At 66.9% G+C, this 18,440-nt stretch carries 19 protein-coding genes and 1 riboswitch; of the genes, 15 read left to right on the top strand and 4 right to left on the bottom strand.

Annotated features, from left to right (window positions below; translation table 11 throughout):
• Window positions 1-17 precede the first annotated feature (17 nt).
• From P5W98_RS13130 to P5W98_RS13115, 4 genes are all read right to left on the bottom strand, one after another.
• Complete coding sequence (locus P5W98_RS13130) at window positions 18-1,394, bottom strand: D-amino acid dehydrogenase (protein ID WP_421024898.1); 1,377 nt, start codon at window positions 1,392-1,394, stop codon at window positions 18-20.
• Window positions 1,395-1,446: 52 nt separating this feature from the next.
• Window positions 1,447-2,751 carry an MFS transporter gene (locus P5W98_RS13125; RefSeq protein ID WP_421024897.1) on the bottom strand — a complete coding sequence of 435 codons (1,305 nt, stop codon included), beginning with the start codon at window positions 2,749-2,751 and terminating at the stop codon, window positions 1,447-1,449.
• A 245-nt stretch (window positions 2,752-2,996) separates the two neighbouring features.
• The gene (locus P5W98_RS13120) at window positions 2,997-3,770 is read right to left on the bottom strand and encodes an SDR family NAD(P)-dependent oxidoreductase (protein ID WP_421024896.1); all 774 of its coding nucleotides are present in this window, start codon (window positions 3,768-3,770) and stop codon (window positions 2,997-2,999) included.
• Window positions 3,767-5,524, bottom strand: coding sequence for an ABC transporter ATP-binding protein/permease (locus P5W98_RS13115; protein ID WP_421024895.1), 1,758 nt, complete (start codon window positions 5,522-5,524; stop codon window positions 3,767-3,769). The genes P5W98_RS13120 and P5W98_RS13115 overlap by 4 nt, the downstream gene beginning before the upstream one ends.
• A gap of 264 nt (window positions 5,525-5,788) precedes the next feature.
• A riboswitch (TPP riboswitch) is annotated at window positions 5,789-5,893 on the top strand.
• A gap of 262 nt (window positions 5,894-6,155) precedes the next feature.
• Between P5W98_RS13115 and P5W98_RS13110 the strand changes: the two genes are divergently transcribed.
• From P5W98_RS13110 to hisG, 15 genes are all read left to right on the top strand, one after another.
• A complete protein-coding gene (locus P5W98_RS13110) occupies window positions 6,156-7,298 on the top strand; it encodes an FAD-dependent oxidoreductase (protein WP_421024894.1) in 1,143 nt (380 codons plus the stop codon).
• 125 nt (window positions 7,299-7,423) lie between these two features.
• Complete coding sequence (thiS, locus tag P5W98_RS13105) at window positions 7,424-7,621, top strand: sulfur carrier protein ThiS (RefSeq protein WP_028218467.1); 198 nt, start codon at window positions 7,424-7,426, stop codon at window positions 7,619-7,621.
• 76 nt (window positions 7,622-7,697) lie between these two features.
• Window positions 7,698-8,513 carry a thiazole synthase gene (locus tag P5W98_RS13100; RefSeq protein WP_421024893.1) on the top strand — a complete coding sequence of 272 codons (816 nt, stop codon included), beginning with the start codon at window positions 7,698-7,700 and terminating at the stop codon, window positions 8,511-8,513.
• A complete protein-coding gene (gene thiE / locus P5W98_RS13095; RefSeq protein ID WP_421024892.1) occupies window positions 8,510-9,619 on the top strand; it encodes a thiamine phosphate synthase in 1,110 nt (369 codons plus the stop codon). Before P5W98_RS13100 ends, thiE begins: the two co-directional genes overlap by 4 nt.
• A gap of 177 nt (window positions 9,620-9,796) precedes the next feature.
• Entirely contained in the window at window positions 9,797-10,618 is an 822-nt protein-coding gene (locus P5W98_RS13090) for an ABC transporter ATP-binding protein (RefSeq protein ID WP_421024891.1), read from the top strand.
• Window positions 10,615-11,391, top strand: coding sequence for a lipid asymmetry maintenance ABC transporter permease subunit MlaE (gene mlaE, locus P5W98_RS13085; RefSeq protein ID WP_421024890.1), 777 nt, complete (start codon window positions 10,615-10,617; stop codon window positions 11,389-11,391). The genes P5W98_RS13090 and mlaE overlap by 4 nt, the downstream gene beginning before the upstream one ends.
• A gap of 54 nt (window positions 11,392-11,445) precedes the next feature.
• On the top strand, window positions 11,446-12,075 hold the full coding sequence (gene mlaD, locus P5W98_RS13080; RefSeq protein ID WP_421024889.1) for an outer membrane lipid asymmetry maintenance protein MlaD: 630 nt from the start codon (window positions 11,446-11,448) through the stop codon (window positions 12,073-12,075).
• 12 nt (window positions 12,076-12,087) lie between these two features.
• Entirely contained in the window at window positions 12,088-13,083 is a 996-nt protein-coding gene (locus tag P5W98_RS13075) for an MlaA family lipoprotein (RefSeq protein ID WP_421024888.1), read from the top strand.
• A 156-nt stretch (window positions 13,084-13,239) separates the two neighbouring features.
• Window positions 13,240-13,872 carry an MlaC/ttg2D family ABC transporter substrate-binding protein gene (locus P5W98_RS13070; protein ID WP_421024887.1) on the top strand — a complete coding sequence of 211 codons (633 nt, stop codon included), beginning with the start codon at window positions 13,240-13,242 and terminating at the stop codon, window positions 13,870-13,872.
• Window positions 13,869-14,141 (top strand): STAS domain-containing protein, encoded by a 273-nt coding sequence (locus P5W98_RS13065; protein WP_421024886.1) that lies wholly within the window; start codon window positions 13,869-13,871, stop codon window positions 14,139-14,141. The genes P5W98_RS13070 and P5W98_RS13065 overlap by 4 nt, the downstream gene beginning before the upstream one ends.
• A 260-nt stretch (window positions 14,142-14,401) precedes the next feature.
• Window positions 14,402-15,337, top strand: a complete 936-nt coding sequence (locus P5W98_RS13060; protein ID WP_421024885.1) for an ABC transporter ATP-binding protein — start codon at window positions 14,402-14,404, stop codon at window positions 15,335-15,337.
• Window positions 15,334-16,089 carry an ABC transporter permease gene (locus P5W98_RS13055; protein ID WP_035531649.1) on the top strand — a complete coding sequence of 252 codons (756 nt, stop codon included), beginning with the start codon at window positions 15,334-15,336 and terminating at the stop codon, window positions 16,087-16,089. Before P5W98_RS13060 ends, P5W98_RS13055 begins: the two co-directional genes overlap by 4 nt.
• Before the next feature lie 27 nt (window positions 16,090-16,116).
• On the top strand, window positions 16,117-16,356 hold the full coding sequence (locus tag P5W98_RS13050) for a BolA family protein (protein ID WP_035531648.1): 240 nt from the start codon (window positions 16,117-16,119) through the stop codon (window positions 16,354-16,356).
• 108 nt (window positions 16,357-16,464) lie between these two features.
• On the top strand, window positions 16,465-17,727 hold the full coding sequence (gene murA, locus P5W98_RS13045; RefSeq protein WP_421025279.1) for a UDP-N-acetylglucosamine 1-carboxyvinyltransferase: 1,263 nt from the start codon (window positions 16,465-16,467) through the stop codon (window positions 17,725-17,727).
• Window positions 17,724-18,410, top strand: a complete 687-nt coding sequence (gene hisG, locus P5W98_RS13040) for an ATP phosphoribosyltransferase (protein WP_421024884.1) — start codon at window positions 17,724-17,726, stop codon at window positions 18,408-18,410. The genes murA and hisG overlap by 4 nt, the downstream gene beginning before the upstream one ends.
• Window positions 18,411-18,440 lie beyond the last annotated feature (30 nt).

Here is an 18,440-nt window from a genome sequence, read left to right as displayed (position 1 = left end):
CCCGCTCGACGCCGCAATTAGCGTCGATACCGCTCCAGCGTCAACCCATCGAGATCGATCTCGGGCTTGCGTCCGGCGATCAGATCGGCGACCACACGTCCCGAGCCCATCGACATCGCCCAGCCGGTCGAGCCGTGGCCGACATTGAGCCACAGCCCTTGAACGCCGGAACGGCCGAGCAGCGGCGCGCCGTCGGGGACCATCGGCCGGCGTCCGACCCAGAACTGCGCGGAAGAAGGCGTGGCCGCGTGCGGAAACCAGTCGTCGAGCACTTTCATGAGCGTTTGCAGCGCCTGCTCGCGCAGCGTCGTGCGGTGATCGCCGAGCTCCGCGGTGCCGGCCACGCGAAGGTAGGGCCCGAAGCGCGTGATGGCGGTCTTGAGCGATTCGTCCATGAGTGCGGCGCGCGGGGCTTTCTGCTCGTCGACCACGGGCAGCGTGGCCGAGTAGCCCTTCACCGGATACAGCGGCACCCGCACGCCGAACGGCGCGACGAGCGCCGCGCTTTCCACGCCGAGCGCCACTACGACGGCGTCCGCCGCGAGCGTTTGCGGCTCGGTATCGGCTACCTCGTTCAAGTCCGCGGGGCGCAGCACTTCGGCGGGCGCGCGGCGTTGCTCGCGGCGCTGCTCCCGCAGCTCGCGGCGGTTGTTCGCCGTGCGCCGCCCGGGCACGGGCCGCACGCGCACGCCGCTCACCCGGCCACCGATGGCTTCGAGTGCGAGCACTTCGGTGTCGAAAACGAACTTCACGCCGCTCGTCTCGCACACGGCACGCAGTTCGCGCGTGAAGCGTGCGCAGTCGCCGGCCTCGTCGTCGGGCAGATAGATGCCGGCCACGGGTTTCAAGCTCGACCACGCGAGGCCCGGCTCGATCTGCGCGCAGCCTGCGGCGTCCAGTTCGCGATAGGCGATGCCCGCGTCGCGCAGCACGCCCAGCGCCGGTTGGGCGAGTTCGACGTCGTAGTCGCTGCGAAAGATCTGAAGGTAGCCCTGGCTGCGCCCATATTCGAACGCATGCTGCGCGCGAAACGCGTGCAGGCACGCGCGGCTGTAGTAGGCGATGCGCTGCATGCGCTGCTTGTTCATGCGAAAGCGCTCGAGGTCGCACTCGCGCAGCCAGCGCGCGATCCAGCGCCATTGCGCGGCATCGAGCGTGGGCCGGAAAATCAGCGGCGAAGCGGGCTTGAGCAGGTACTTGACGAGCTTGGCCGGCATGCCCGGCGCGGCCCAGGGGGTGACGTACCCCGGCGCGATCACGCCGGCGTTGCCAAAGCTCGTGCCGAGCGCGACGCCCGGCTCGCGCTCGATCACCGTGACGTCGCAGCCCCGTTCGCTCAGGTAATACGCAGTGGCGACGCCGATCACACCGGCGCCGAGGACAATCGTTTTCATGCCGGTCGTAGTGAGTGGGGCGGGAACGGACGGTGTTGCACCACGTTCGCGCTCATTGTGCAGTGGGGTCCGCCGAAGGACGGGCAGACTCGCTGCCGGTCGCAGTTGCGGGATCGTCGGTCAGCGCCTTGCCCTTCGTTTCTGGCAGGCACAGCGCGGAGACGATCACGAGCAGATAGCCCGCGCCGGCCACCGCGCCGATCGCTTTCACGAGTGCCGTGGTCTGCGCGAGCGTGCCCACGAGGATCGGGAAGAACGAGCCGAGGCCGCGCCCGAGGTTGTAGCAGAAGCCCTGGCCCGAGCCGCGGATCGCATTCGGATAGAGCTCGGAAAGATAGGCGCCCACGCCCGCGAAGATCCCCTGCACGACAATGCCGAGCGGAAAGCCGAGCAGCAGCATGGCGGTGTCGGTGATCGGCAGCATCGTGTAGGCCATGCCGAGCGCGAACGAGCCGATGGCGAACAGGATGAAGGATGCGCGCCGGCCGATCTTGTCGCACAGAATGGCCCCTACGATATAGCCCGTGAACGAACCGACGATCAGCACGACCAGATAGCCGCTCGTGTTGAATACCGACAGATGGCGCACGGTTTTCAGATAGGTGGGAAGCCAGGTGGTGATCGCGTAGTAGCCGCCCAGCATGCCGGTGCACAGTGCGCTGCCGAGCAGCGTCGTGGCGAGGTGCGCGGGCGCGAAGATCTGCAGGAAATGGCCGTGCGTTTCGCCGCGCTCGCGTGCGCGGCGCGTTTGCAGGAACACTTCGGGGTCGCTCACGTTGCGGCGCACGTAGAAAATCCACAGTGCGGGCACGATGCCGATCCAGAAGCACGCGCGCCATGCGTACTGCTCGGGCAGCAGCGCGAAGAACGCCCAGTAGAGAATGGCGGCGGCGCCCCAGCCGAACGACCAACTGCTCTGCACGGTGCCCACCGCTTTCGCACGGTGTTGCGGCGAGCGGATCGTCTCGGCCATCATGATCGTCACGACCGACCATTCGCCGCCGAAGCCGATGCCCTGCAGCGTGCGCGTGGCGAGCAGTTGCCAGAACGAATGCGTGAAACCGGACAGAAATGTAAAGAGCGCGAAGGTGGCGATGGTCCACTGGAGCACGCGCACGCGGCCGTAGCGGTCGGCGAGGATGCCCGCGAGCCAGCCGCCGAGCGCCGAGGAGATCAGCGAGCTCGTCGCGATCATGCCGGCCTCGCTCTTGGTCATGCCCCAGGCGGCGATGAGCGTCGGGATCAGGAACGAGTAGATCATGAAGTCGAACGCGTCGACCGCATAGCCGCCGAAGCCGGCGTAGAGCGTGCGCCGCTCGCGCTCGTTCAGCTCCCTGAACCACTGGAAAGATCCCATTGTGCCGTCCCCATATTTGTTGTGCGCGCAACGACCCATGAAGCCGTGAAGCGGTGAGTCGCGCATGCGGTGTCCGGCGGGGCGGGCATCGCAGCAGGCGCTCGAACGGCGCTATTTTACGGTGCGAAAGGCATTCGCGGGCAGGGGAGTTGAAGGTCGGGGCGTGCGGTGGGGCAAGTGATGCCTGCCTGGGCGCCTCGCCCGGGGGGCTTCGGGGCGGTGTGCGAAGCCCGTTGCGCCGGGCCTCAGCCCAGCGTCAGGCCGCCGTCGACGTGGATCGTCTGGCCGGTGATATGGCGTGCGGCGTCGGACAGCAAAAAGGCGATGAGCTCGGCGATGTCGGCGGGTTCGGCCACGCGGCCAAGCGGCGTGGCCTCGGCGGCGCGCGCCCAGGCCGGCGCGTTTTTGGGCGACGGGCCCGCGTCCTTGCGGGTGTAGCCGGGCGCCACGCAGTTCACGGTCACGCCGTGTGGCGCGAGTTCGGCGGCGGCGCTCCTGGCGAGCGATTCGAGCGCGGCCTTGGCGGCCGCAGTGGCGGCGAACGGCGCATCGGCGCGGTAGCGGTGCGCGACGAACGAGCTGAGCGCCACCACGCGGGCGTGCGCCGAGCGCACCAGCGCAGGCCGAGCCTCGCGCACCAGCGCCGCGAATGCGGCGGGCATCGAGGCGAAGGTGGCGGCGAGCGTGTCGGGCTCGAGAGCCGTGAGCGCCTGACGCTGCGCGTGGCCCGCATTGGCGACCAGTTGATCGAGCGCCGAAAAGCGCGCGAGCGTTGTTTCGACGAGCTGCTCGGTTGCGCCTGCAACGGCCAGATCGGCGCAGGCCGTCGCGCAGGCCGCGCCTTGCGCTTCGCATGCTGCGGCAACGGCGGCGAGGCGCGCTCGCGCCGCGTCATCGGCGCCGCGCGCGTGCAGCATCAGCGCGACGCCGGGCGCGGCCAGGCGCCGCGCGAGCGCTGCGCCAATGCCGGAGCCTGCGCCCGTGATCAGGACGACGCGCGTGTTGGTATCGCCGCTCACGCCGCGACCCGCTCCTCAGGCGTGCGCTCGATCTCGAGCGTCTCGGGATGGTATGCCGCGAGCGACTCGCGGTGCGCCACGCTCACGATCGCCGATTTCGGCAGTCGTTCCATGAAGAGCTTGTAGAGACGGCTTTCGTTGTCGGGGTCGAGCGCGCTCGTTGCTTCGTCGAGGAACAGATAGTCGGGCTTGTGCAGCAGCACGCGCGCGCCCGCAAGCCGCTGCTGCTCGCCCGGCGAGAGCACGCGGGTCCAGTGCGCGGACTCGTGCAGGCGATCCACGTAGTCTTCGAGACGGCATGCGCGTAGCGCTTCGCGACAGTCTTCGTCGCTGTAGTCGTCGGCGGGCGAGGGGTAGGTGAGTGCGGCCTTGAGCGTACCGATCGGCAGATAGCTCTGCTGCGGGATGAACATCATGCGCGCGTCGACGGGCGCGTCGATCGAGCCCTCGCCGAACGGCCAGAGGCCCGCGAGTGCGCGGATCAGCGTGCTCTTGCCCGCGCCCGAGGGGCCGCGCACGAGCCAGCGCGAGCCGGGCTTGATGGCGATGTCGCGCACCTCGGAGAGCGGCGTGCCGTTGGGCAGCGCGAGCTTGAGATGCGTGGTCGAGAGGGCGTTGTTGTCGACGTAATGCAGATTGATGCCGCCGTGCTCGGTGGCCGGCGAGACACTTTCCTTCAGGCGCGGCGAGTGCACCACGCGCACGAATTCGCGCAGACGGTTCACGGTGGCGCGCCATTCGACGAGGGTGGAGTAACTGTTGATGAACCACGAGAACGAGTCGCTCACGGTGCCGAATGCACTCGAAATCTGCATCAGCACGCCGAAGGTGAAGGCGCCCGCGAAGTAGCGCGGCGAGGCCACGACGATCGGAAAGATGATGGCGATCTGACCGTAAAAGCTCAGCACGAAGGTGAGGCGCTTCGTGTACTTCATCACGCGCCACCAGTTGTCGCGGATGTGGTGGAACAGGCCCTGCGCGTTGCTGCGCTCGGTGTCCATGCCGTCGTAGAGCGCGATCTGCTCGGCGTTTTCGCGCAGGCGAATCAGGCCGAAGCGGAAGTCCGCCTCCACTTTCTGCTGCTGGTAATTGATCGACACGAGCGGATGGCCGACCTTCTGGATCACGAGCGAACCGAACACTGCGTAGAGCGCGGCGGCCCACACCATGTAACCCGGAATCGTAATGGGCGTGCCGCCCACCGCGAACGTGAGCGCGCCCGCGAGCGACCACAGGATCATGATGAAGGAGACCAGCGTGACGACAGTGGAGAGCAGGTCGAGCGTGAGCGAGAGCGTGGTGGTGGCGAACGACTGGAGGTCGTCGCTAATCCGCTGGTCGGGGTTGTCGGCGAGGCGGTCGCGCTCGATGCGGTAGAACGCGCCCTGGCCGAGCCATTCGTTCAGGAAGCGCGTGGTGAGCCACTGGCGCCAGCGAAACCCGAGCATCTGGCGCAGATACCGCCCGTACACCGCGAGGATGATGAACCCGAACGCCAGCGCGGTGAAGATCATCAGCAGATGCGGGAACTGTTTGGCATCCTTGTTTTGCAGCGCGTTGTAGAAGTCGCGGTTCCAGTCGTTGAGCTGCACGTTGATCCACACGACGGTGAGATTCATCGCGATGATCGCCACCAGCAGGCCCCAGGCGACCCAGCGTTCCTCGGATACCCAGTAGGGCTTGATCAGACTCCAGGCCGTGATCTTGTGATGCTCGTTCTGATCCGGCGTGGCGCGGGGAGTGAGGTTGGTCATGTGCGTCCTGATGTTGTGCCGGCCCGCGGCCGGAATAGACGATACCCGCCGCACGCAGCGCCGGGGCGCAGCGATTGTGTCCCGAAGCGCTTAAGCAAGACTTAATCGCCAGCGCGCGGCGTCCGGGCGACTGGGGTGCGACATTGTCTCACCGCCCGTGCGAGCTGGGCGATTCACCGCGGTTTGGGCATTGTGCCAGAGCGGAAATGGCAGGCCGTCCCGTGGTGGTTTGCGGCGTGCGCGGCTTTTGTGGTCTAATGACCGCTGACGAAACAGGGGTGCTTCACTGGTATACCGCAGTGAGGCTGAGAGAGACCCTTCGCACCCGATCCGGGTAATACCGGCGCGGGAAGTTTCCGGAAAGTCTTGCTGGCGTCATGATTGATGAGTTCGACCGGTCGGTTCGATTCGGCCGGGTTCATTCAGGCGTCCAGATTCCCGCCGGGCAGCACGTGCCGCGCATGTCGGGTTTTGCGCTTCACGTCGTTTGCACGGCCGGCCTTGCCAGCCGGTTTCGTCCTTGGGTACGCATGCTTGTTTGCCGTACGGAAAGGATACGATGACCGTCTCTTCTACACCTTATTCTGATCATTCCCCGGTTTTTGCCGGTGCTTGCGCGTCTGCGTCCGCGATGCCCGATTTCGCCGTGCTCGGCGGCGGGCTATGCGGACGTCTCGTGGCATGGCGTCTTGCGGGCGCGGGGCATCGCGTGGCGCTCTATGAGCGCGGCGGGCCCGAGGGCGGCGAGTCGGCCGCCTGGATCGCGGCGGCGATGCTCGCGCCGCTGGCCGAGGCCGCCGTCGCCGAACTGTTGATCACCGAGTTGGGCATGGCCTCGCTCGAGACCTGGCCGCGCATTCTCGCCGAGTTGCCCGAGCCGGTGTTTTTCCAGCGCAACGGCACGCTCGTGGTCTGGCACCACGCCGATCGCACCGAGGCGCCGCTGTTCGAGCGCCGCGTGCGCGCGAACGCGCCGCGTGCGCTGGCCGACGCCAATTTCACGACGCTGGCGGCCGCGCAGATCGACGCCGCGGAACCGGCGCTCGCCGGGCGCTTCGCGCGCGGCTGGCTGCTGGCCGGCGAAGGCCAGCTCGACAACCGCCAGGCGCTGGCGGCGCTGGCAGCGGGTCTCGCGCAGCGCGGCGTGCAAACGCACTGGCATACGAGCGTGGATGACGCCAACCTGCCGCGCGCGCGCGTGACGATCGATTGCCGGGGCCTCGGCGCCAAGCCCGCGCTGCCGGCGCTGCGCGGCATTCGCGGTGAGGTGGCGCGCGTGCATGCGCCGGGCATCGGCCTCAGGCGGCCCGTTCGGCTGCTGCATCCGCGCTATCCGCTCTATATCGCACCGAAGCAGGACGATGTCTATGTGATCGGAGCGACCGAGATCGAGGGCGAGGACCGCTCGCCCGTGAGCGTGCGCTCGGCGCTCGAATTGCTGAGCGCGGCGTTCGCCGTGCATCCGGCCTTTGGCGAGGCGCGCATTCTCGAATTGAATTCGCAGTGCCGTCCGACGTTGCCCGATCATCGTCCCGCGCTCATCTGGGACGGTGGGCGGGACGACGGCCGGGGGAGCGGCACGACGCTGCGCGTGAACGGACTCTATCGCCACGGCTTCATGATCGCGCCCGCCGTGGCCGACGAAGCGGTGCGCGTGGCCGAGGCGCTGCTGGCGGGCCAGCTCGCCGATGCCGACGCCTTCGAGTCGCTGCGTCGCGAGTCGCGCTGGGCGTCGATGCTGCACGCGCCGCAGGGTGCCCACGAGCCCGCTTGAACCGCGGCGGCTCGAGGGCGCTCGGGAGCCGATCGCAAGCGAAAGCCGCGAGCGCGACACCACAAACAGGAGCCGAGGCGCACGGTTCGCGCCTTGCCGGAAACAACGTAGTCAGACGAATTGCCATGGATATTCAGATCAACCAGAAGCCGCTCACGCTGCCCGAAGGCGCGACCGTCGCCGATGCGCTCGCCGCCTTCGGCGCGCGTCCGCCGTTTGCCGTCGCCGTGAACGGCGATTTCGTCACGCGCACCCAGCACGGTGCGCGCACGCTTTCGGCGGGCGACCGCCTCGACGTCGTCAGCCCGGTGGCCGGCGGCTGATCGCACACGCGATCCCGCCGCTTTGCTCGCTTTGCGCGCGCCGCCCGTCCGCCGCCACCTGCCCAGGATTCAAGCCATGACCCATCATCAGACCGCCGATGCACTTACGCTGTACGGCGAAACCTTCGCGAGCCGCGTGCTGCTCGGCACCTCGCGCTATCCGTCGCTGCAAGCGCTCTCCGATTCGATGGAGGCCGCGCGCCCCGGCATGATCACCGTCGCGCTGCGGCGCCAGATGAATGACGGCACGGCGGAAGCCGGTTTCTTCGATCTGCTCAAGCGCCACGGCGTGCCGTTCCTGCCGAACACGGCGGGCTGCCTCACGGTCAACGAGGCGATCACTACTGCGCACATGGCGCGCGAAGTCTTCGAGACCGACTGGATCAAGCTCGAACTGATCGGCGACGACTACACGCTCCAGCCCGACCCGGTGGGCCTGATCGAAGCCGCCGCGCGCCTCGTGAAGGACGGCTTCAAGGTGCTGCCGTACTGCACCGAAGACCTCGTGATCGGCCGGCGCCTCCTCGATGCGGGCTGCGAGGCGTTGATGCCGTGGGGTGCGCCCATCGGCACGGGCAAGGGCGTGATCAATCCGTATGGCCTGCGCGTGCTGCGCGAGCGGCTGCCCGACGTGCCGCTGATCGTCGATGCGGGTCTCGGCCTGCCGTCGCATGCGGCGCAAGTGATGGAGTGGGGCTTCGACGGCGTGCTGTTGAACACGGCCGTGGCGCAGGCCACGCACCCCGAGGCGATGGCGCGCGCATTCGCGCTGGGCGTCGAGGCGGGCCGCACCGCGTTCCTCGCCGGACCGATGGCCGAGCGCGAGGCGGCCGTGGCGAGCACGCCCGTGGTCGGCATGCCGTTCTGGCATCAGGATGGAGGCGAGCAATGACCCAAACGCTGCGAATCAAGGATCGCGAGCTGTTCTGGCCGCCCGCGGACGAACTCACCGAAACGGCGGAGCGCATTCGCGCCCGCCTCGGCGACTGGCAGCCCACGCACGCGCCGTGGCGCCTGTGCCTGACGCCGCCCGACACGCCCAATGGCGGCGACCTGATCGTCGTGACCGACGCCGCGCCGCATCTCGCGAACATCGCGCGCTGGATGACCAATGGCGCGGGCGTGATCGAGGCGGCCGGCACGCCCTCGGCGGGCCGCGCCACGCTGCATCTGGGCGGCGAGCGCTACGCACTCGAAGGCACGCTCGCGGAGGACTGGATCCCGGCGCTGGCGGCGTTTCTCGACTGCGGCTTCGATCCGCACGATGCGCTCGTGCTGGCGCTCGCCTGGCGCGACGGCGACGAGCAGCAGGACGACGCATGGCCGATCGACATCGCCCGTTTTCCGCGCGTGCTCGGCCTGCCCGATGCGCCCGCGCAGCCGTTCGCGCCGTGCCCCGCGAAGCTCGGCCTCTATCCCGTGCTGCCGACCGCCGACTGGGTCGAGCGCGTGCTCGATTACGGCGTGAAGACCGTGCAGCTGCGCAGCAAGCAGCCGAAGTCGCCGGAACTCACGCGCGAGATCGAGCGCTGCGTCGCGGCGGGCCGCAAGCATGACGCGCAGCTCTTCATCAACGACCACTGGCAGGCGGCGATGGCCGCGGGCGCGTACGGCGTGCATCTGGGCCAGGAAGATCTGCGCAAGGCGGATCTGAACGCGCTTGCCGCATCGGGCATCCGCCTCGGTCTGTCGACGCACGGCTATTTCGAGATGCTCACCGCGCTGCATTTCCGGCCGAGCTACATCGCGTGCGGCGCCGTGTTCGCCACCACGACCAAGACCATGCCGACGGCCCCGCAAGGGCTCGCGCGTCTGGCGCGCTACGTGCAACTGCTCGACGGCGTGGTGCCGATGGTCGCCATCGGCGGCATCGACTTTGCCGCGCTGCCCGCGGTACTCGCAACCGGCGCGCCCAGCGCGGCGGTCGTGCGCGCCGTCACCGAGGCCGCCGACCCGGCTGCCGCGGTTGCTGCGTTGCGCAACGCGTTTACGCAATAATTAGCCCGCTTCGCCGCTGGCCGCACGCCGGATTCGTTCCGGGCCGGCCGGCGCGCAAGCGCGAGCCGTGGCGTCCTCGGGGATGCCCGACTTGCATCAAGGGGCTTGGGCGTGCCACGGCAGCATTCGTACGATGGCCCTATAATCCCGCCTTCGTATAAATGGACTGCCTGCTACGTGCCCTCGAACTCTGAGACCCTTCTGGAGCTGCGCGACGTCGACTTCGGCTACGGCGACCGGCTCGTCCTGTCCGGCCTGAACATGCGCTTTCGGCGCGGTCAGGTGGTTGCGGTCATGGGCGGCTCGGGCGGCGGCAAGACCACGGTGCTGCGGCTGATCGGCGGCCTCGTGCGCGCCCAGCGCGGGCAGGTGCTGTTTCAGGGTCAGGACATCGGCGCGCAATCACGCGACAGCCTTTACGCGCTGCGCCGGAAAATGGGCATGTTGTTCCAGTTCGGCGCGCTCTTCACCGACATGTCGGTGTTCGAAAACGTTGCGTTTGCGCTGCGCGAACACACCGATCTCCCCGAAGAGCTGATCCGCGACCTCGTGCTCATGAAGCTCAACGCGGTGGGCCTGCGCGGCGCGCGCGACCTCGCGCCTTCGGAGATTTCGGGCGGCATGGCGCGGCGCGTGGCGCTGGCGCGCGCAATCGCGCTCGACCCTGAGCTCATGATGTACGACGAGCCGTTTGCTGGTCTCGACCCCATTTCACTCGGCATCACCGCGAACCTGATCCGTACCTTGAACGACGCGCTCGGCGCCACGTCGATCCTCGTCACGCATGACGTGCCCGAATCGTTCGCGATTGCCGATTACGTCTATTTCCTCGCGAACGGCCACGTGCAGGCGGAGGGCACGCCCGCCGAGCTGCGCGCCTCGACCGACCCGATCGTGCGTCAGTTCATCGACGGCGCGCCTGACGGCCCGTTCCGCTTTCACTACCCGACGGACGTGCCGCTCGACGCGGACTTCGGCGTCGGCGGAGGCCGCTCATGATCGGCGCCATCAGTTCGCTCGGCCGCGCGATCCTCGACTCGATCTCGCGTGCGGGCCATGCCACGCGCTTTTTCATGCGCCTCGTGCTGGAATTCTTCCCGCTGCTGCGCCGTCCGCGCCTTGTCACGAAGCAGATCCACTTCGTCGGCAATTATTCGCTGCTGATCATCGCGGTGTCGGGCCTGTTCGTGGGCTTCGTGCTGGGCCTGCAGGGCTACTACACGCTCAACCGCTACGGCTCCGAGCAGGCGCTCGGGCTGCTGGTTGCGCTCTCGCTCGTGCGCGAGCTCGGCCCCGTCGTCACGGCGCTGCTGTTCGCGGGCCGCGCGGGCACCTCGCTCACGGCCGAAATCGGCCTCATGAAGGCGGGCGAGCAACTTACGGCTATGGAAATGATGGCGGTCGACCCGGTGCGCGTCGTGGTCGCGCCGCGCATGTGGGCGGGCGTGGTCGCCATGCCCATTCTGGCGGCCATCTTCAGCGCGGTCGGCATTCTGGGCGGCTACGTGGTGGGCGTGCTGCTGATCGGCGTGGACGCGGGCGCGTTCTGGTCGCAGATGCAAGGCGGCGTGGATGTCTGGGCAGACGTGGGCAATGGCGTGATCAAGAGCATCGTGTTCGGCTTCGCCGTCACGTTCACCGCGCTGTATCAGGGCTACGAGGCAAAGCCCACGCCCGAAGGCGTGTCGCGCGCGACCACGAGGACGGTCGTGTACGCGTCGCTCGCGGTGCTGGGCCTCGACTTCCTGCTCACCGCGCTGATGTTCAGCTAAGGATGGAGCGCGGGCGCCTCGTGCATGGCGCCGCCGCAACGGATTCTGATTGGAATGACGATGAAAAAGACTGCTCTCGACTTCTGGGTCGGCCTGTTCGTGGTGCTGGGCTTCATTGCGCTGCTGTTTCTCGCGCTGAAGGCCGGCAACATGAGCTCGCTTTCGTTCCAGCCGACCTACCCGGTCAAGCTCAAGTTCGACAATATCGGCGGACTCAAGCCGCGCGCGCCTGTGAAGAGCGCAGGCGTGACCGTGGGCCGGGTGGCGTCCATCGGCTTCGATACGAACACCTATCAGGCGCTCGTCACCATCAACATCGATCAGCAGTATCAGTTTCCGAAGGACTCGTCGGCGAAGATCCTGACCTCGGGCCTGCTCGGTGAGCAGTACATCGGGCTGGAGCCGGGCGGCGACACGGAAATGCTCAAGGCCGGCGACACCCTCTCCATGACTCAATCGGCGATCGTGCTCGAAAACCTGATCGGCCAGTTCCTCTACAGCAAGGCTGCCGATTCGGGGGCTTCGAAATCGGGTAACAACGCGGGCAACAGCGCCGGCAACAGCGCGGGCAACAGCGCCGCTGCGCCCGTGCCGGCCCCCGCGAACGGGGCTGGCGGCGAGCACGCCGCTCCCGCGCCGGCACCCGCGTCTGCGCCGGCTGGCTCGGGCGCGGCAGCGCAATAAGGAGAATAAAAAATGACGATCCCTCGCATGCGCACCCTCACGGCCGGGGCCGTGGCGCTCGCGCTGACGGCGTGTTCGACGGTGCAGACGCCGTCGAAGGACGATCCCTGGGAAGGCTTCAACCGCTCGATCTACACCTTCAACGACACAGTCGATCAGTACGCGCTCAAGCCGGTTGCAAAGGGCTACGTGAAAGTCACGCCGCAGCCGGTACGCGACAGCGTGACGAACTTCTTCGCGAACATCGGCGATGTCTACAACGCGGCCAATAATCTGCTGCAGTTGAAGATCGCCGATGGGGTCGAGGACGTCATGCGGATCGTGATCAACACGGTCTTCGGCGTGGGCGGCCTGTTCGACGTGGCGTCGCTCGCCAAGCTGCCCAAGCACAACCAGGACTTCGGTCTCACGCTCGGCCATTACGGTGTGCCGGCCGGCCCGTATCTGGTGCTGCCGCTGTTCGGTCCGAGCACCGTGCGCGACGGCGTGGGGATGGTGGGCAACTACTTCATCAATCCGCTTACGTACGTGAATCCGCCGGCGCTTTCGTGGGGTCTTTACGGTCTGGACGTGGTGAGCGCGCGCGCGAACCTGTTGGGCGCGAGCGATCTGCTCGAAGGCGCGGCCATCGACAAGTATTCGTTTATTCGCAACGCCTATTTGCAGCGCCGCCAGTACCTGCTCTCCGACGGTCATACGTCGAGCAATCTGCCCGATTACGGCGATGGCGCGCCACTGCCGAACTACGGCGAGCCCGATGAGGGTGCGGCCGTGCCCGCATCGGGCACGGCGGCGGCGGTTCCGGCATCGGGCGCTGCGCGTGCCGCAGTGCCGACGGCAGCCAGCATGGCGCCGGCCAGCCCCGACGGCGCGACACCAGCGCCCGCGACGCCGGCATCAGGTGCCGCGGCACCGGCGGGCGCATCCGGCGCCGCGGTGCCGGGCGAACAGTTCGTTCCGCCGGCGCGCATTGGCATTGGCGCGCCGGGTCTGCTGCGCCTGCATTGATTGGGCCAGGCGGTCCTTGTCCCGGCCCTTAAATCTGACGTAACAAGCTGAAACGCTTGTCGCAGTTTCTTGGCACTCTTTGACTCGGTGCCTTGATGCTCGCGTGATATCGTTGACCTCCAACGGGGCGTTGTTCCCCAACTTGCAGGACTCGCTATGAAGAAATTCTTTCTGTTCCCGATTTTCGCCATGTTTTTTGCGTTTGCCGGCGCAGCGTCCGCGCAAACGGTCGACACCAACAACCCTGACGCCATGATGAAGTCGGTCACGCAGCAGGTGATGGACCAGATCAAGGGCGACAAGTCGATCCAGTCCGGCGACATCAACAAGATCACGGAGCTCGTGAACGAGAAGATCCTGCCGTACACGGACTTCCGCCGCACGACGCAGCTCGCCATGGGCCGCAACTGGCGCACGGCCACGCCCGAGCAGCAGCAACAGGTCACCGAGCAGTTCAAGACGCTCCTGATCCGCACGTACTCAGGCGCGCTTGCCCAGGTGCGCGATCAGCAGATCGAGTACAAGCCGTTCCGTGCGAGCCCGGACGATACCGATGTCGTGGTCCGTTCGACGGTCATGAACAACGGCCAGCCGATCGAGCTCGACTACCGTCTGTACAAGACGCCGCAAGGCTGGCGCGTGTATGACATCAACGTGCTCGGCGCATGGCTGATCCAGGCCTACCAGCAGCAGTTCCAGGAGAAGATCCAGCAGGGCGGCGTGCAGGGCCTCATCAGCTTCCTCACGCAGCGTAACCAGCAACTCGCCGCCGGCAAGGCCGCTTCGTGAGCGAGCGCTTCGCCACCGGCGCCACGCTGAATCTCGAGAGTGCGAATGCCACGCTCTCGGCGGGCCTCGCGCAGATCGCGGCAGGCGCCGGCGCCGTCGATTGCGCGTCGCTCACGCAGTTCGATTCATCGGCGCTCGCCGTGCTGATCGCATGGCAGCGCGCCGCGCGCGAGCGTGGCCTCACCCTCAGCGTCCTGAATCTCCCCACCGCGCTCGCGTCCCTCGCGCGCGCTTACGGCGTCGACTCGCTCCTCCACGAGCGACATTGACGCGCGGCGGCCACGCGGCCACGCCGGTCGAGCGCCGCTTTGGCGCGCGAACCCAGTTGCCGCAGGCCGCCGCTTCCATCTTCAAGTCCAGACCGGGCCCAGGCCGGGCTCTCCGACTTGGCCTATAATCAAACGTTTTTTGGGCGTTGCCCCGGTTTTCGGGAGCTTCGAAGGCGGCATAAACCGTCCCCAATTCTGGTCTTCCCCGCAGCGTAGATGCACTATCAGCCGCGCCGTTCACGACGGGCGGCGCCTGAGTCATGCCAGCCATAGAAATCCGCAACGTCAAAAAGCGCTACAAAGAGCTCCAGGCGCTCAAGGGCGTCAGCTTCACCGTAGAAGAGGGCGAGTTCTTCGGGCTGCTCGGCCCGAACGGCGCGGGCAAGACGACGCTCATCAGCTGTCTCGCAGGCCTCGCGCGCGCCGACGAGGGCTCGATCACCGTGCGCGGTCACGACGTGGTGAGCGATTACCGCAACGCGCGCCGCAATCTCGGCGTGGTGCCGCAGGAACTGGTGTTCGATCCGTTTTTCACGGTGCGCGAGACGCTGCGCATCCAGTCCGGTTATTTTGGCCTGCGCAACAATGATGCGTGGATCGACGAGATCATGGCCAATCTCGACCTCACCGAAAAAGCCGATGTGAACATGCGTGCGCTGTCGGGCGGCATGAAGCGCCGCGTGCTGGTCGCGCAGGCACTGGTGCACCGGCCGCCCGTGATCGTGCTCGACGAACCCACCGCCGGCGTGGACGTCGAGCTGCGCCAGACGCTCTGGAAGTTCATTGCGCGCCTGAACCGCGAAGGTCACACCATCGTGCTCACCACGCACTATCTGGAAGAGGCGGAAGAGCTGTGCGACCGCATCGCCATGCTGCGGCGTGGCGAGGTGGTGGCGCTCGAGCGCACCAGTACGCTGCTGCAGCGCTTCGCGGGCACGCAGTTGTTCGTGCGCTTTTCTGAAGGCGTGCTGCCCACCGAACTGCGCGCGCTCGAAGTGGATACGTCGAATCTGCCGAATGGCCGCGAGCGCCAGCATCTGTTGCGCCTCGCCAGCTACGATGAAGTCGAGCGCATCTTGTCGCTGTGCCGCGCGAACGGCTGCAAACTGGAAGAAGTGGAAGTGCGCAAAGCCGATCTGGAGGATGTCTTCGTGCAGGTGATGAACGGCCCTGAGGTCATCGAGGGGCTGGCATGAGCGGCTTTCGTACCCTGTTCTACAAGGAAGTGCTGCGTTTCTGGAAGGTCTCTTTCCAGACCGTGCTCGCGCCGGTCATCACCGCGCTGCTGTATCTGACGATCTTCGGCCACGCGCTGCGCGGCCACGTGGAGGTGTATCCGGGCGTCGAATACACGAGCTTCCTGATTCCCGGCCTCGTGATGATGAGCGTGCTGCAAAACGCTTTCGCCAATTCGTCTTCGTCGCTCATTCAATCGAAGATCACGGGCAATCTCGTATTCGTACTATTGCCGCCGCTGGCCGCCTGGGAGATGTTTGGAGCTTACGTGCTCGCTTCGATCGTGCGCGGCCTCGCCGTTGGCGCGGGCGTGTTCGTCGTGACGATCTGGTTCATTCCGATGAGCTTTTCCGCGCCGCTCTACATCATCGCGTTCGCGGTGCTCGGCTCGGCGATCCTCGGCACGCTCGGCCTGATCGCCGGGATCTGGGCCGAGAAGTTCGACCAGCTCGCGGCGTTTCAGAACTTTCTTATCATGCCGCTCACGTTCCTTTCGGGCGTGTTCTATTCGACACATACGCTGCCGCCGGTCTGGCGCGAGGTGTCGCGGCTGAACCCGTTCTTCTACATGATCGACGGCTTCCGCTACGGTTTTTTCGGCTTGTCCGACATTAACCCGCTCGCAAGTCTCGCGATTGTTTTCGTCTTTTTCGTGGTGCTGGCCACGCTGGCGATGCGTCTGCTCGCAAGCGGCTACAAGCTGCGCCACTAAATGCAATTGAGGCAGGAGCCACCCACCATGTTGCCGACTCCGGAACAGGTCAAGCAGTACATCTCGGCAGGGCTCGCGTGCGAGCATCTCGAAGTCGAGGGCGACGGTCAGCACTTCTTCGCGACGATCGTATCGCCCGCGTTCGAAGGCAAGCGCCTGATCCAGCGCCATCAGCTCGTCTATGCGGCGCTCGGCGAGCGCATGCGCGAGGAAATCCACGCGCTCAGCATGAAGACGCTCACGCCCGCCGAATGGCAGAACGCATAATCTGGAATCTCAGTGCGAATTACCCAGGACAATGGCGCCGCCGCGAGCGGCGCCGCACCACATGACGCCACGCCGCAAGCCGGCCGCACCGATCAGGAAACCTCAGGCATGGACAAACTCGTCATCGTCGGCGGGCAGCAGCTCGCAGGGGAAGTGACCGTTTCGGGTGCGAAGAACGCGGCGCTCCCCATTCTCTGCGCGGGCCTGCTGAGCGCGGAACCCGTCCATCTCGACAACGTGCCCGACCTCCAGGACGTGCGCACCACGCTCAAGCTGCTGAACCAGATGGGCGTGCGCACCGGGCACGATGGCAACCGCGTGCAGCTCGACGCCTCGAAGGTCGACAACCTCGTCGCGCCGTATGAGCTCGTGAAAACCATGCGCGCGTCGATTCTCGTGCTCGGGCCGCTCGTCGCGCGCTTCGGCGAGGCGAAGGTGTCGCTGCCCGGCGGCTGCGCGATTGGCGCGCGCCCCGTGGATCAGCACATCAAGGGCCTCCAGGCGATGGGCGCCGAGATCAATATCGAGCACGGCTTCATCGAGGCGCGCGCGAAGCGCCTGAAGGGCGCGCGCATCGTCACCGACATGATCACGGTCACCGGCACGGAAAACCTGCTGATGGCCGCCGTGCTCGCCGAGGGCGAGACGGTGATCGAGAACGCCGCGCGCGAGCCCGAAGTGGGCGACCTCGCACACCTGCTCGTGGCGATGGGTGCGCAGATCGAAGGCATCGGCACCGACCGCCTCGTGATCCAGGGCGTGGACCAGCTCCACGGCGCGCAGCACACGGTCATTCCCGACCGCATCGAGGCCGGCACGTTCCTGTGCGCGGTGGCCGCCGCGGGCGGCGATGTCATGCTGCGCCGCGTGCGTCCGGGCATCCTCGACGCCGTTACCGACAAACTGCGCGAAGCGGGCGTGACGATCGAAGAGGGCGACGACTGGATGCGCGTGCGCATGCACGAGCGCGCGCGCGCCGTGAATCTGCGCACCGCCGAATACCCGGCCTTCCCGACCGACATGCAGGCGCAGTTCATGGCGCTCAACGCGATCGCGGACGGCACCTCGCAGGTCGTGGAAACGATCTTCGAGAATCGCTTCATGCACGTGCAGGAACTGAACCGCCTCGGCGCGAGCATCACGATCGACGGCAAGACGGCGCTGGTCTCCGGCGTCGAGAAGCTGTCGGGCGCGAAGGTCATGGCGACCGATCTGCGCGCCTCGGCGAGCCTCGTGATCGCGGGCCTGTGCGCCGACGGCGAGACGCTCATCGACCGCATCTATCACCTCGACCGCGGCTACGACCGCATGGAAGAGAAGCTCACCAGAATCGGCGCGAACGTGAAGCGCATCAAGGGGAACGCGGCATGAGCACGGTCGAGTCCAAGCCCACGCCGGCCGCCGCCTCCGGCGCGCCGCTCACGCTGGCGCTCTCGAAGGGCCGCATCTTCGAAGAGACGATGCCGTTGCTCGCGGCCGCGGGCGTGGAGGTGACCGAAGACCCGGAAACCTCGCGCAAGCTGATCCTGCCGACGACCGACCCGAACCTGCGCGTGATCATCGTGCGCGCGACCGACGTGCCCACCTACGTGGAGTACGGCGCGGCCGACTTTGGCGTGGCGGGCAAGGACGTGCTGCTCGAACACGGCGGCGACGGGCTCTATCAGCCGATCGATCTCGACATCGCGCGCTGCCGCCTCTCGGTGGCCGTGAAGTCGGGCTTCGACTACGCGAACGCCGTGCGCCAGGGCGCGCGCCTGCGCGTGGCCACCAAGTACACGGAATCGGCGCGCCAGCACTTCGCGGCCAAGGGCGTGCACGTCGACCTCATCAAGCTTTACGGCTCGATGGAGCTCGCGCCGCTCGTCGGCCTCGCCGACGCGATCGTCGACCTCGTCAGCACGGGCGGCACGCTGCGTGCGAACAACCTGGTCGAGGTCGAAGAGATCATGCAGATCTCTTCGCGCCTCGTCGTGAATCAGGCGGCGCTCAAGTTGAAGCGCGCCGCGCTGCGGCCGATTCTCGACGCGTTCGAACGCGCGTCGCGCGCATAACCCGCGCATTACCCGCATATAACCGTTCCG

The organism is Paraburkholderia sp. A1BS-2L (assembly GCF_051125205.1).
In the GTDB taxonomy this organism is placed as follows: domain Bacteria; phylum Pseudomonadota; class Gammaproteobacteria; order Burkholderiales; family Burkholderiaceae; genus Paraburkholderia.
Note: the sequence above shows the minus strand (reverse complement) of the source record. Positions and strands in the feature narration are given on the sequence as shown.